This window comes from Streptomyces sp. NPDC026301 (assembly GCF_055567935.1).
The window spans coordinates 75698-89440 of the sequence record NZ_JBVHPN010000002.1; the positions used below are offsets into that span (position 1 = coordinate 75698).

Annotated in this window: 13 protein-coding genes; 8 read left to right on the plus strand and 5 right to left on the minus strand. The window is 72.7% G+C overall.

Annotation, left to right across the window (positions count from 1 at the left end):
- Positions 1 to 288: 288 nt before the first annotated feature.
- The 3 genes from ACZ4MH_RS03440 to ACZ4MH_RS03450 all read left to right on the plus strand — a co-directional run bounded on the left by ACZ4MH_RS03440 (position 289) and on the right by ACZ4MH_RS03450 (position 4022).
- Entirely contained in the window at positions 289 to 1857 is a 1569-nt protein-coding gene (locus ACZ4MH_RS03440; RefSeq protein WP_351598599.1) for a serine/threonine-protein kinase, read from the plus strand.
- A gap of 216 nt (positions 1858 to 2073) precedes the next feature.
- Positions 2074 to 2367 (plus strand): hypothetical protein, encoded by a 294-nt coding sequence (locus ACZ4MH_RS03445; protein WP_351598589.1) that lies wholly within the window; start codon positions 2074 to 2076, stop codon positions 2365 to 2367.
- A gap of 530 nt (positions 2368 to 2897) precedes the next feature.
- Positions 2898 to 4022, plus strand: coding sequence for an NUDIX hydrolase (locus ACZ4MH_RS03450; RefSeq protein ID WP_351598587.1), 1125 nt, complete (start codon positions 2898 to 2900; stop codon positions 4020 to 4022).
- A gap of 145 nt (positions 4023 to 4167) precedes the next feature.
- Here the strand turns inward: ACZ4MH_RS03450 and ACZ4MH_RS03455 are convergent, their stop codons facing one another.
- A complete protein-coding gene (locus tag ACZ4MH_RS03455; RefSeq protein WP_351598585.1) occupies positions 4168 to 5535 on the minus strand; it encodes a dipeptidase in 1368 nt (455 codons plus the stop codon).
- 285 nt (positions 5536 to 5820) lie between these two features.
- Between ACZ4MH_RS03455 and ACZ4MH_RS03460 the strand changes: the two genes are divergently transcribed.
- Positions 5821 to 7023, plus strand: a complete 1203-nt coding sequence (locus tag ACZ4MH_RS03460; protein WP_351598583.1) for a geranylgeranyl reductase family protein — start codon at positions 5821 to 5823, stop codon at positions 7021 to 7023.
- Between the two features lie 148 nt (positions 7024 to 7171).
- Here ACZ4MH_RS03460 and ACZ4MH_RS03465 read toward each other — a convergent pair whose 3' ends face one another.
- Positions 7172 to 7702, minus strand: coding sequence for a nitroreductase family deazaflavin-dependent oxidoreductase (locus ACZ4MH_RS03465; protein WP_351598581.1), 531 nt, complete (start codon positions 7700 to 7702; stop codon positions 7172 to 7174).
- A gap of 251 nt (positions 7703 to 7953) precedes the next feature.
- Between ACZ4MH_RS03465 and ACZ4MH_RS03470 the strand changes: the two genes are divergently transcribed.
- From ACZ4MH_RS03470 to ACZ4MH_RS03480, 3 genes are all read left to right on the plus strand, one after another.
- Complete coding sequence (locus tag ACZ4MH_RS03470; protein WP_351598597.1) at positions 7954 to 8694, plus strand: TetR/AcrR family transcriptional regulator; 741 nt, start codon at positions 7954 to 7956, stop codon at positions 8692 to 8694.
- 156 nt (positions 8695 to 8850) lie between these two features.
- Positions 8851 to 10236, plus strand: coding sequence for a sensor histidine kinase (locus ACZ4MH_RS03475; RefSeq protein ID WP_351598579.1), 1386 nt, complete (start codon positions 8851 to 8853; stop codon positions 10234 to 10236).
- A complete protein-coding gene (locus tag ACZ4MH_RS03480; protein ID WP_351598577.1) occupies positions 10233 to 10898 on the plus strand; it encodes a response regulator transcription factor in 666 nt (221 codons plus the stop codon). Before ACZ4MH_RS03475 ends, ACZ4MH_RS03480 begins: the two co-directional genes overlap by 4 nt.
- Here the strand turns inward: ACZ4MH_RS03480 and ACZ4MH_RS03485 are convergent.
- Positions 10859 to 11125: a DUF6332 family protein gene (locus tag ACZ4MH_RS03485; RefSeq protein ID WP_351598575.1), complete on the minus strand. Its 267-nt coding sequence runs from the start codon at positions 11123 to 11125 to the stop codon at positions 10859 to 10861. The two genes, ACZ4MH_RS03480 and ACZ4MH_RS03485, sit on opposite strands and share 40 nt — an antisense overlap.
- A 178-nt stretch (positions 11126 to 11303) precedes the next feature.
- Between ACZ4MH_RS03485 and ACZ4MH_RS03490 the strand changes: the two genes are divergently transcribed.
- On the plus strand, positions 11304 to 12167 hold the full coding sequence (locus ACZ4MH_RS03490) for an SMP-30/gluconolactonase/LRE family protein (RefSeq protein WP_351598573.1): 864 nt from the start codon (positions 11304 to 11306) through the stop codon (positions 12165 to 12167).
- 65 nt (positions 12168 to 12232) lie between these two features.
- Here the strand turns inward: ACZ4MH_RS03490 and ACZ4MH_RS03495 are convergent, their stop codons facing one another.
- On the minus strand, positions 12233 to 13042 hold the full coding sequence (locus ACZ4MH_RS03495; protein WP_351598571.1) for a maleylpyruvate isomerase family mycothiol-dependent enzyme: 810 nt from the start codon (positions 13040 to 13042) through the stop codon (positions 12233 to 12235).
- On the minus strand, positions 13029 to 13460 hold the full coding sequence (locus tag ACZ4MH_RS03500; protein ID WP_351598569.1) for an SCO4225 family membrane protein: 432 nt from the start codon (positions 13458 to 13460) through the stop codon (positions 13029 to 13031). Before ACZ4MH_RS03500 ends, ACZ4MH_RS03495 begins: the two co-directional genes overlap by 14 nt.
- Positions 13461 to 13743 lie beyond the last annotated feature (283 nt).

Consider the following 13743-nt stretch of genomic DNA (forward strand, 5'->3'; position numbering starts at 1 on the left):
GCGGTCACGATGGCGATGCCCCGGGGGGAGGCTGGCCGCGGCGCCGGATTGACGGGCTCGCCCCTGCGTGGGCGGGCCGGACTGACGTCCTGGCCCGGCGCGAGCCCGACGGCCCGCACATCACCGGCCCCGCCCCCTCTAGTCTGTTTCCCGCCACCACGCACACGCGCGACGAGGGGGACGCACAAGGTGTCGACGGGGGAGAACGGCGGATACGGCGGGCACGGCGAGCACGGCGGGCACGACAGGTACGGCGGCCGCGAGGAGAGCGCGGATGGCGTGGGTGGCGTGGGTGGCCCGGGTGGTACGGCCCCGACCGGCCGGCTGCTGGGCGGCCGGTACCGCGTCACCGGCCCGCTGGGCCGCGGCGGCATGGGCGTGGTCTGCCGCGCGGTCGACGAGGTACTGGGCCGCGAGGTCGCCGTCAAGGTGCTGCGGGCGTTCACCGACGCCTCGGCCGCCGAACTGGCCGACCTGCGCACACGGATGCAGCGCGAGGCGCGCGCCGCCGCCCGCATCCGGCACGCCGGCGTCGTCACCGTCCACGACGTGATCGAGGAGGCCGACCGGCCCGTCATCGTCATGGAACTGATCGAGGGCCCCTCCCTCGACGACGTCATGAGGCAGCGAGGGCCGCTGGACCCGAGGGAGGCCGCCGGGATCGGCGCGCAGGTGATGGACGCGCTGGACGCCGCGCACCGGGCCGGCGTACTGCACCGGGACATCAAGCCCGGCAACATCCTGCTCGACCGCACCGGCCGCGTCGTGATCACCGACTTCGGCATCGCCAGCATCCAGGCCCCCGACGACGGCACGCGGACCAACCTCACCCGCAGCGGTCAACTCGTCGGCTCGCTGGACTACTTGCCGCCCGAGCGGGCCCAGGACCTGGCGCCCGGGCCGGCGTCCGACATCTGGTCGCTCGGCATGACCCTGTACGCGGCGGTGGAGGGGGCGGCGCCCTTCCGCCGTACGTCGGTGTGGTCGACACTCACCGCGATCGTCTCCGAGCCGCTTCCCGAACCGCGGCGCGCCGGCGCGCTGACGCCCGTACTCCGCGCCCTGATGGCCAAGGACCCGACCGCCCGCCCGTCGGCCGCGCAGGCCCACGACATGCTGCGGTCGGTGGCCGAGGGACGCGCCCCGGAGGCCGGTGACCCGCCCCACTCCCCGACCGAACGCGACGTACGGGCCGCCGGAAACACCCCACCACCGGGCTTCGGCCCCGCCCCCGCCGCTGCTCCCGCCTCTGCTCCCGCCGCTGGTCCCGCCGCTGCTCCCGCCGCTGGTCCCGCCGCTGCTCCCGCACCGGAAGCCGGCCGCCGTCGCCGCCGAGGACCGCTGCTCGCCGCAGCCGTGGCCGCGGTACTCCTGACCGCGGGCGCGGCCACCTACGCCCTGCTCACCCCACATGAGCGAACCGCGGCCACCCCAAGCACCCAAGACCAGCACAAGAACCGGCCAAAGGAACCCAACAGCCCCTCCTCACCCACCTCCGCCCCCGCCACTGCGACGGCTTCCCCCACCCCCACTGCGACCGCTGCCGCGACCGCGACCGCCACGGGCACTTCCCCGGCCCCCTGCGCGTCCGCCGCCGGAGGCAGATACCACTGCGAGGTCTGGCGCCCCGCCGACTCCTACACGAAGAACTTCGACAGGGCCGGCACCCTGAACGCCGGCACCAGTTACTTCTACTGCCAGGCCGACCTCGGCCGCCGCGAGACCTACGGCCGATGGACCAACGTCTGGTGGGCCAGAACCGACGACGACAACGGCAACACCGGCGTCTACGTCAGCGTCGTCTACCTCAAGGGCGGCGACAACGACCAACCAGTACCGGGCCTCCCCACCTGCTGACGCCCGGCGGCACGCACGCAAGCCGCCGCTACCCAAATGTCGCCCGTCGTTACGGGAATGGGTCCGCCGTTACTGGAACGAGTCCGCCGTTACGGGAACGAGTCCGTAAGCCCCCTTGCCGAGTCCCCCGCCCGCCCCGACGCTCCCCTCAAGCACTCACGGCCACCACCCTCCAGTGCACTCTCCGGTCTTGAATCTTGAGAGAGGCGGCGCCCCATGACGAACGCGCAAATGTGGGCCCTGATCATCGGATTCGTCTCCCCGCTCCTGATATCCGTCGTCAACCGACCCCAGTGGAGCAGCGCCGCCCGCGCCTCCGTACAAATGGCCGTCTCGATCCTCGTCGGCCTCGGCAGCGCCTATTTCGCCGGCGACTTCGCGGGCAAGGACATCGTCAGCAGCATCCTCATCGCCTCCGTATCCGCCATCAGCGCCTACAAAGGCGTCTTCAAGCCCACCGGCGTATCCCCCACCATGGAACGCCTCACCTCCCCAACCCCCCGCGCCTGATCGCCGTGTGGTGTCGGGCAGGGCGTTGCATCCGCCGCCCGTGGTCCGTGCGTGGACATGGGCGAATTCGCCCGCCGTCTTGTCAATGAATTCGTGGGCAACGGTGGGGTCATAGCGCGTCCAGTCGTTCACGCCTTGGCCGAGCTGGGTCATCAGTCCAAGACGGAGGAATTCCAGGTCCATCAGTACTGGGTCCTCTCGGTGAATCCTGCGTAGCGGGCGTCGCGGCAACGCTGAGCGCGGCGACTGTCCCATACCTGTGAGCGCACTGCGGACGCGGTGAGGGCGTGCGGAGGGGGGATGGTAGGTGGCTTGGGGGGAGGGAACGATCCGGCGTGGGGGGAATTGGCGTGATGCGGTGGTTTGTGCGGGGTGTCGAGGTGGGGTGGGAAGTGGGTACCAGGCGGTGACCTCTGGCGCGAGGGGTTGACAGCGGCGTGGGGCGGCCCTGCGGGAGCGGCCGTCCGTGGCGCGTTTCCGTGGCAGGGTGTTGCGGGCAACTCACAGGCGTCTAGGGATGAGGGGGAACCGTGATCGTCTGGCTGAACGGCGCGTTCGGTGCGGGCAAGACCACAGCAGCACAGGAACTGTTGGACCTGCTCCCCGGGAGCACGCTCTACGATCCCGAACTGGTCGGCCGTGAGCTGAAGGAGATGCTTCCGGCCAAGCGGCTGGACGATGTCGACGACTACCAGGACCTGCCGTCCTGGCGCAGACTCGTCGTCGACACGGCCGCCGCGCTGCTCACGGAGGTATCGGGGCCGCTGATCACGCCGATGACGCTGCTGCGGCAGGAGTACCGGGACGAGATCTTCGGCGGGCTGGCCTCACGTCGTATCCCGGTGCGACACGTGCTGCTCCATGCGGAGGAAACGATCCTCCGGGAGCGGATCGCACTGCGGGACGAGCCTGTACGGGAGGAGTCGCTACGGGATGCGCCCGTAGGGGAAGCGTCTGTACAGGACGAGCCCGTACGGGAGGAGCAGCCCGTACGGGAGGACGGCGGGGCCGCGGACGCCGCCGCGGCGATTCGTACGCGGAGCCTGACGCACCTGGAGCCCTACCGTCAGGCGCTGGACTGGATCCGCGGCGACGCCCACGTCATCGACACCTCGGGCCTCGGGCCGCGGGAGACGGCCGAGCGCATCGCCGAGGCCGTGCGGACCGGCGACGGCGCCTGCGACATCGTCCAGACGCCCGAGCCGACCGCCGAGACCCTGGCCGCCGGTGTACTGCTCTTCGATGAGGAGGACCGGGTACTGCTGGTGGACCCGACGTACAAACCCGGCTGGGAATTTCCCGGTGGGGTCGTGGAACCGGGCGAGCCGCCGGCCCGGGCCGGCGTACGGGAAGTGGCCGAGGAACTGGACATCCGGCTCCCCACGATGCCGCGCCTGTTGGTACTCGACTGGGAGGCGCCGGTGCCGCCCGGATTCGGCGGGCTGCGGCTGCTGTTCGACGGCGGGCGGCTGCCCGACGAGCAGATACGGGACCTGCTGCTGCCGGGCTCGGAGCTGCGCGACTGGCGGTTCGTCACCGAGGACGAGGCCGAGTCGATGCTGCCGCCCGTGCGCTGGAACCGCCTTCGGTGGGCCCTGCGCGCCCGCGCACAGGGACGCCCGCTCTATCTGGAGGCGGGCGTTCCTGTGGGGTGACGCCCCGGTACGCCCCGGTAGGCCTCGGTACGCCCCGGTGGCGATTGCCCGAGGAGACGAGCGTTGCTGTACAGGGCGTGGGGCGGCACCAGGCACCAGGCCCGCCCCACGCCGACCTCCACGCCCCCGAACTCGCGCTACGCCTCTACGCCCCCGCCTTGCTCCCCGCATACCGCTGCAGGAACAGTGCCTCCGCCAGCGACAGTCGCTCCAGCTCCTCCGGGGACACGCTCTCGTTCACCGCGTGGATCTGCGCCTCCGGCTCGCTCAGCCCGATGAGCAGGATCTCCGCCTCCGGGTACAGCGCGCCGAGCGTGTTGCACAGCGGGATGGAGCCGCCCATGCCGGCGGCCTGCATCTCGGTACCGTCGTACGCCTCGCGCAGCGCCGACGCCATCGACTCGTACGCCGGGCTGCTGAGGTCGGCGCTGAACGGCTGGCCCTGGCCGACCTGCTCGACCGTGACGCGAGCGCCCCAAGGCGCGGCCGCCTCCAGGTGCGCCGTGAGCAGCTTGGTGGCCTCGGCGGCGTCCTGGCCCGGCGGCACTCGCAGGCTCACCTGCGCCCGCGCGCTCGCCTGTACCGACGGGGTGGCGCCGACGACCGGCGGGCAGTCGATACCGATCACGGTGACGGCCGGGCGGGCCCAGACCCGGTCGGCGACGCTGCCGGAGCCGATCAGCTCCACGCCGTCGAGCACCTTGGCGTCCTTGCGGAACTCCTCCTCGTCGTACTGGAGGCCCTCCCACGTACCGTCCGCCGCCAGCCCGTCGACCGTCGTGGAACCGTCCTCCGCGCGCAGCGAGTCCAGGAGGCGGATCAGCGCGGCGAGCGCGTCGGGCGCGGCGCCGCCGAACTGCCCCGAGTGCAGATTGCCCGCCAGCGTGTCCACCTGGACGCGCAGCATCGTCATGCCGCGGAGCGAGGCGGTGACCGTGGGCAGGCCGACGCGGAAGTTGCCGGTGTCGCCGATGACGACGGCGTCGGCGGCGAGCAGGTCGGGGTGCGCCTCGGCGTACCGCTCCAGCCCGCCGGTGCCCTGCTCCTCCGAGCCCTCGACGATCACCTTGACGTTGACCGGTACGCCGCCGTGCTCCTTGAGCGCGCGCAGCGCCGTCAGGTGCATGATCAGGCCGCCCTTGCAGTCCGCGGTGCCGCGGCCGTACCAGCGGCCGTCGCGCTCGGTCAGCTCGAAGGGCGGGCTCAGCCAGGCGCTCTCGTCCAGCGGCGGCTGCACGTCGTAGTGCGCGTACAGCAGGACGGTGGGGGCGCCGGCCGGGCCGGGCAGGAAGCCGTAGACGGACTCGGTGCCGTCCGGCGTCTCCAGTACGGCGACGTCCTCGAAGCCCTCGGCCCGCAGCGCCCCCGTTATCCACCGGGCCGCGGCCTCGCACTCGCTCTTCGGGAACTGCGCGGGGTCGGCGACCGACTTGAAGGCCACCAGTTCGGTCAGTTCGGCCCTGGCGCGGGACTGCAGCGCGGCGACGGTGGTGGCGAGCGGGCTGTCAGGCATGGGAACGCTCCTTGTGGGCGCGACGTTGTCCTGGCGGGGGCGGAGTCCGCGAAGCCCGCCGGGCCGGGTGTGCGTACGTTATGTGGCCGTACGTACGTTGTGCGTCCGTACGTAGGGGGATGGTGCCTCCGATCTTCCCACAGGCACCTCCGCGATCAGCGAGCCGTAGGATGCGGGCGGTACGCGCAAGGCACGGGCGGTACGCGCAAAGGTGCGGGCGGTACACGCAGCCAGGGATCCATGCCAGGGATTCGTACCAGGGATCGATCGGGAGTAGCAGCACAGGTGAGCAGCGAGAGCGCAGCCCAGGACGGCCGAATGGTGTGGGACGTGGTGGTGGTCGGCGCGGGGCCAGCGGGCGCTTCGGCGGCCTATGCCGCGGCCTGTACGGGACGCCGCGTACTCATCCTGGAGAAGGCCGAACTTCCCCGGTACAAGACCTGCGGCGGTGGCATCATCGGCCCCTCGCGCGACGCGCTGCCGCCCGGCTTCGAGCTGCCGCTGCAGGACCGCGTGCACGCCGTGACGTTTTCCCTGAACGGCAGGCTGACGCGTACGCGCCGCTCCCGGCAGATGCTCTTCGGGCTCATCAACCGCCCCGAGTTCGACGCCCAGCTCGTCGAGGCCGCGCAGAAGGCGGGCGCCGAGCTGCGTACGGGCGTCACGGTCACCCGTGTCGAGCAGCACGGCAGCGCCGTCCCCGATCGCCGCACCGTCGCGGTCGTGCTGAGCGGCGGCGAGACGGTGCTCGCGCGGGCGGTGGTCGGCGCGGACGGCAGCGCGAGCCGGATAGGCGCGCACGTGGGGGTCAAGCTCGACCAGGTGGACCTCGGCCTGGAGGCGGAGATCCCGGTGCCGCCGACGGTCGCCGAGGACTGGGCGGGGCGGGTGCTCATCGACTGGGGGCCGATCCCGGGCAGTTACGGGTGGGTCTTCCCCAAGGGGGACACGCTGACCGTCGGCGTGATCTCGGCGCGCGGCGAGGGCGCGGCCACCAAGCGGTATCTGGAGGACTTCATCGGGCGGCTGGGCCTCGCGGGCTTCGAGCCGAGCATCTCCTCGGGGCACCTGACGCGGTGCCGCGCGGAGGACTCGCCGCTGTCGCGGGGGCGCGTGATGGTCTGCGGCGACGCGGCCGGGCTGCTGGAGCCGTGGACGCGCGAGGGCATCTCCTTCGCCCTGCGGTCGGGCCGGCTGGCGGGCGAGTGGGCGGTACGGGTGGCCGAGGCGCACGACGCGGTGGACGCGCGCCGCCAGGCGCTCAACTACGCCTTTGCGATCAAGGCCGGGCTGGGCGTCGAGATGGGCGTGGGCCGCCGGATGCTCGCGGTCTTCTCCCGCCGCCCGGGCCTGCTGCACGCCACGATCACGGGCTTCCGCCCGGCGTGGAACGCCTTCGCGAAGATCACCCGCGGCACGACCACCCTGGCGGAGCTCGTACGGACCCATCCGTTGGCCCATCGGGCGTTGTCTGCGCTGGATCGGTGAGTGGGGGATCGGTGCGGGTTGGATCGGTGAGTGTTGGATCGGGGAGGTTGGATCGGTGAGTGTTGGTATGGGGAGGGCGGGCTGGCATCTGTGAGGGCTGGTGCCGGGTTGAGCTGGTACGGGAGCTCCGTGATATCCGGGTACCGGATCACTCGGTCGGGCTGATGCGGAAGACCGGGTGGTGCGGGGCGGCGGCGAGCAGGGTGTCGTCGGCCGACCGGGCGGTGACCTCGCCGAAGTACTGCTTCACCTCCCAGCCCCAGCGCTCCAGATACGCCCGCAGGATCGCGGGCGTCTCGGCCGGCGGGAGCTCCACGGCGGTGAACGCGCGGGTCCTGCGCCCCACCCGCAACTGTCCGCCGCCGGCCGCGCGCAGGTTGCGGACCCACTCGCCGTTGCCGCGCGCCGAGACGAGGTACTGAGCGCCTTCGAAGGCCAGCGGATTCACCGGCACCCGCCGCCACTCGCCGCTCTTCCGGCCGCGCACGGCGAGGTCCGCGCTGCCGGCCAGGCTGACCCCGCGCCGGGCCAGCCAGCCGACGACGCCGTTGAGCCGGGCGCCGAGCCGGCCAGGCTTGAGGTAACGGGGAGCCGACTGCTCGCTGCGCGGCTCGGCCTGCTGGGACTTCTGAAGCTCGTTCCTCAGCTCGTTCTTCAGCTCGTTCCTGGGCTCGTTCATGGCGGGTCCTTTCGTTTGCGTGAGAGCACTGCGTGATAGCTCTACGTGAGAGCACTGCTCTCGCTTTAGAGCAGTGTGCGCGCGAACGGTGCGCCAAAGCAAGAGCAGTGCTCTCGTGATTGGCCGGTGCTCCAGAAAGTGGCACACTGCTCCGCGCAACTGTCACGACTGCCATGACTGTCACGACTGCCATGACCGGCATGACTGTCATGACTGCCATGACCGGCACGACTGTGATCAAGGGAGTCAGGTTGACCGCGATCAAGGGAGCCAGGGAGCGGGCCCGCGGTGAGATCACCGCTGCGATCAAGGACGAGGCCCGCAGACAGCTCGCCGCCGAAGGTGCCGCGAAGCTCTCGCTGCGCGCCGTGGCCCGGGAGCTCGGCATGGTCTCCTCGGCCCTCTACCGTTACTTCCCGAGCCGGGACGACCTGCTGACGGCCCTGATCCTCGACGCGTACAACGCCGTCGGGCAGGCCGCGGAAGCCGCGCTCGCCGCGGCGGACGCGCGGCGAGCGCGGTCTCGGCGGGGTGGTGCGGCCGCCGTGGCGCCGGCTGCCCGGTGGACCGCCGTGTGCCACGCCGTACGGGAGTGGGCGCTGGCCCACCCGCACGAGTACGCGCTGATCTACGGCTCACCCGTACCCGGCTACCGCGCCCCCCAGGCCACCGCCGAGCCCGCCGGCCGGGTGGCGCGGGCGCTCATCGAGGTCGTACGGGATGCGTATGCGGCAGGTGCACTGCGCGAGCCCGACGATCCGCTGCCGGACGCCGTGGTCGGGGACATGCTGGCGCTGGTCGCGGAGCAGGGCGTGGAGCTGCCCGCCGGGGTTGCGGCCCGGCTGGTCGGTGCCTGGGCGCAGCTGTTCGGGCTGGTGGGTTTTGAGCTCTTCGGACAGTTCAACCGGGTGATCGAGGCGCGGGAGGAGTTCTTCGAGCAGGCGGTACTGCAACTCGCCCGCTCGGTGGGGCTGCCCACGCCTGCCCGCTGAGCCGCCGGGCCCGCTGAGCCGCTGGGCGGCGCCGGGCTCGCCGTTCTCGGGAAGCCTGCGGCGGTCTTCCGCTCCTCCCGGTACTCCCCACGGAGTACCGGTCGGCACCGCGCTCGGGGGACGCCGTGGGCAGGTGGGGCGGGCTAGCGTGGCGGCATGGACAAGGGACGGCCGTCGTGGGTGCGGCACTGCTTCGGGTGGCTCGGATCCGTGCGGGGGCGCTGGTCCGTGGCTCCCGGTGCGCCGGACTCGGCCCCCGGCCGCCCTGCTGCCGATCTCCCGGCCGGCGGTGCCACCGCGCGGCGTACGCGCTGGCGTACGCCCTGGCGTTCGACCGTGCTGATCGCCGTGTTCGTGCAGGTCGGTACGCGCTTTGCCGCGCACGGGCAGCCGGACCGGGCGGCCCTGGACGGTGTTGCGGAGATTCTGCTGCTCGCGGGCTCCCTCCTGCTGCTCGGGCGTCATCGCTTTCCGCGCGTCGTCGCGTTCGGTACCGCGGTCGCCGCGCTGCTCTACCTCGGGGGCGGGTATCCGTACGGTCCGGCCTTCCTGGTCGTGGCGGTCGGGTGCTTCGCCGCTGTCGTGGCGGGGCGGCGCGTCGCGGCGTGGAGCGCGGTGGGGCTGCTGTGGGCCGGGCATCTGCTCGTCGCGCACTGGCTGTACCGATGGCTGCCGCCGGCCGGCGACGGTGCCGCGCCGTGGGGGCAGGAGCTGATCGTCGCCGGCTGGGTGGTGGCGATCGTCGCCGCGTCCGAACTGGGCCGACTGCGCCGCGAGCAGCTCGCGCACGCCCGGGCCGAGCGCGCGGCGGCGGCGCGGCGCCGGGCCGACGAGGAACGGCTGCGGATCGCGCGCGAGCTGCACGACGTCCTCGCGCACAGCCTCTCCGTCATCAACGTCCAGGCCGGCGTCGGGCTCGCCCTGCTCGACGACGACCCCGAGCAGGCGCGTACGGCTCTGACGACGATCAAGGGAGCCAGCAAGGAAGCGCTCGGCGAGGTCCGGCAGGTACTCGACACGCTGCGCGCGCAGGGGCGGGCGCCCCGGTCGCCGGCGCCCGGACTGGCCCGGCTGCCCGAGCTGGCCGAGCAGGCGAAGAGCGCGGGGCTGGACGTGGCCGTGTCGGTCGAGGGCCGGGTGTCGGGGCTGCCGCCGGGCGCGGACCTCGCGGCGTTCCGCATCGTCCAGGAGGCGTTGACCAACATCGTGCGGCACTCCGGGGCCCGCAGCGCACGCGTGCATCTCGCGCGGGCGGCGGACGCTCTGCGCCTCCGTGTCGACGACGACGGGCCGGCCACGGGGGAGGGGCCGCCCGGCGGCGGGAACGGCCTGGTCGGCATGCGCGAACGCGCCGCGGCGCTCGGTGGCGAGGTACAGGCGGGCCCGCGCGCGGACGGCGGCTTCACCGTGCGCGCCACGATCCCGCTGCGGGGGAGCGGCGGTACCGGCCGGGCGGGCGAGACCGCCGAGGAGAAGGACGGGGGTCCGCACGGCCCGCCCACGGGCCGTGCGGCGGGCGATGACGACGAGGAGAGCGCGTGATCCGGGTACTGCTCGCTGACGATCAGGTGCTGGTGCGGGCCGGCTTCCGGGCGCTGCTGGACGCGCAGCCGGACATCGAGGTGGTCGGCGAGGCCGCCGACGGGGAGGAGGCGCTGACCGTCGTACGGGAGCGGCGGCCCGATGTCGTCCTCATGGACATCCGGATGCCGGTCCTGGACGGGCTGGCCGCCACCCGGCGGATCACCGGGGACGAGCGGCTGGCCGGGGTGAAGGTGGTCATGCTGACGACCTTCGAGCTGGATGAGTACGTGTTCGAGGCGATCCGCTCGGGCGCCTCCGGGTTCCTCGTGAAGGACACCGAGCCGGACGAGCTGCTGCGCGCCGTACGCGCCGTGGTGGCCGGTGATGCGCTGCTGTCCCCGGGAGTGACCCGGCGGCTGATCGCCGAGTTCGCCGCGCGTTCGAAGGAGCCGGCCGCGGCGGAGGGGCTGGCCCAACTGACCGAGCGGGAGCGGGAGGTGATGGCGCTGGTCGGCATCGGGCTGTCGAACGAGGAGATCGCGCGTCGGCTCGTCGTCAGTCCGCTCACGGCCAAGACGCACGTCAGCCGCACGATGGTGAAGCTCGGCGCCCGGGACCGGGCCCAACTGGTCGTACTGGCCTACGAGTCGGGGCTCGTGCGCCCCGGCTGGCTGGGCTGACGCCACCGCCACAGGACCCGCACCACCCGGTAGGCGCAGGCCGCGCCGCCGACCAGCGCGGCGCCCATGAGCCAGGACCCGCGCCAGGAGGCGGGCAGCACGTCCCACAGGGCAGGCGCCGCGCAGATCAGGAAGGCGAGGGCGCCCACGACCGCACCGGTCACCACGGCGAAGGCGATCTCGACGGTGACGGCGTCCCGTTGGGCCTGTGAGCGGGTCGGAGACACGGCAGGAGTCTGTCATGCGCACGGGATTGCCGCTGCCCTCCGGCCGCTCATAGGCTGAGCGCGCCCGGCCGATCACCGGCCGGAACCAGCGCATGCACGGCAGTGGCGCACGCCTCGTGCCGCAGCTGCCAGCGCCGGAAGAGCCGGGAGAACCGGTGGCTGAGGAAGGCGAGCGGTCATGAGGCAGTGGGACGTTGCCGTGCGGTCGGGTGCGCGGCTCGGTGAGGGGCCGACGTGGGACGCCGCGCACGCGCGGCTGATCTGGGTGGACATCCTCACCTGTCGGGTGCACACCTACGATCCCGCCACCGGGCGCCGCACCGTCATGGTCACCGAACAGCACGTGGGTGCCGCGAAGCCGCGCACAGCAGGCGGCCTGGTCGTCAACCTCCGGGACGGCGTGGGCCTTTACGACGCGTCCGGGAAGTTCTCCTGGCTGGCCTACGAGGCCGTGCCGGGGCGGCGCGGCAACGACGCGGCCGTGGCGCCCGACGGGGCGCTGTGGGCCGGGACCATGCTGTACGACGAGGCGCCGGGCGGCGGCACGCTGTCCCGGGTCGCCCCGGACGGCAGCACGGTGCGGGTGCTCCCGGACGCCACGGTCAGCAACGGCATCGGCTGGAGCCCGGACGGCCGGCTGATGTACTACATCGACACCCCGACCCGGCGGATCGACGTCTTCGACGTGGGCGACGGAGACGGGGACGCCACGGGCCAGTTCGTCCGGAACCGGCGGCCCTACGTGGAGATCGAGCAGGGCGCAGGCTTCCCGGACGGGCTGTGCGTGGACGCGGAGGGCTGCGTCTGGGTGGCGCTGTGGGACGGCGGGCAGGTGCGCCGCTACACGCCCGACGGCGCCCTCGACCGTACGGTCGAACTGCCCGTCCGGCGCCCGACCGCCTGTGCCTTCGGCGGCCGTGACCTCACCGATCTCTACATCACCACGGCTCAGGAGGACACGCCGCGGCATCCGCTGGAGGGCTCGGTGCTCGTCGTCCCGGGCGCGGGCCAGGGGCTCGACCAGCCGGCCTTCGCGGGCTGAGGACCGCTGCCGTCCGTCTCCCGCACATGCCCCACGGGCCGGTCGCCGGCGGGACACGGCCGCGATCAGATCGCGAACAGCTCCTGCCAGAGCCGGGGGAAGGAACCGTCGCCGCCGAGCGTCACCGTCACCGCCTCGGAACTCTGCCACGGCAGGCGGTTCCACAGCATCGCGTAGAGGTCCGCAGCGGGTCCTTCGAGCACACAGTCCGGCGCGGAGCCGGTCGCCGGGCCCGCCGCGCCGTCGTCGTCTCCGGTCGCCGTCTCCCGCTCCGTACGAGGCGGCGCGTCCGAAAGCCGCAGGCGCCAGGCGGCGTTGCCCGTGCCGGCGGGGCCGGGCGCGTCCGTGGTGCGTATATACAACTCCTTGTCGGGCGTCGTGCGCGCGCGACCGCGGTCACTGGCGAGGAAGCCCGTCAGCAGCTCGTCGATGCCGTCCGCGGCGAACGCGGGGTCGACGGCGGAGAAGCCGGCGCCGAGCGCCGCCTCGGCGTCGATGCGGTGTATCGCCGTCTCATGGGCCTGCCGGCGGGCCCAGAACTCCAGTGGCGAAGAAGCGGGCAGGAACGTCCAGCAGTTCAGGTCGGCCGGGGCCGCGGTCAGCGCCGCGACCAGGGCGGCATGGCCCTCGCGCACCCATTCCACCAGCGCCGTGCCGTCCAGGTCGGGCGCCTCGGGCGGCCGCACGCGCCCGTCCGTCGCGCCCGTGACATATCCCGTCGCCCAGCGGTGGACGCGGCCGACGTGCACGAGCAGGTCGCGGATCTGCCAGTCGGGACAGGACGGGACCGAGGCGTCGGGGCCGGCCTTGTCCGCGGCATCCGCCAGCAACCGGCCGTCCCGGCGGAGCATTTCGACGAATTCAGTGATCTCCATGCCGATGAGTGTCCCAGCCGCCACTGACAATGGCCCTGGGCGCGGCCGGCCGGCCGCGCAGAGCGCGGTGGACCAGACCCAGCAGCAGGGCGTTGACCAGCGCCGCGAGGCCGATGGTGGCGATCGAGTACCAGGCGGGAGCGCCCGCATCGCTCCAGATCGCATCCCCCGCGAACCACAGCGGGAAGAGGGTCGGAGAGGTGAGCAGCGCGGCCCAGACGCCGGACATCGAGGCGTCCGGGTGGTCGACGAAGAGCGAGTCGACGACGGCGAAGATCACCGCTGCCGCGACCAGGGCAAGGTAGATGCGGGAGACGGAATTGCCGAACGTCAGCCGCGCCGCGTCGCGCAGCCAGGGAGCCGTGTGCGCCGACTGCTCTTGCGTCTCGGGGTCGCGGTTCCGGAGTATCGCCTTCATGTGTCCCCCCAGGGGCGGTCCATGTGCAGATGCAGAGGTACGTGTCCAGTCGTACGTGCTCCGGGCGGGACGGACATCCGTGTTCGTACTCACATACGGGGGTCCGTACTCAAGTATCGAGCCGGAACCGGGGGCTGTCAGTGCGTGAATCCGGCCGCGTGGAACGCCGGGCCGGCCGCGCGGCCTCCGGGCGGGCCGCCGGGTGGCCGTACACGGTGGCGGCGCGGGGGTAGCGTCTCGGTGTGCGGCGCGCGACCGGGGGATTTCCGTGAGGCGGCGGGCC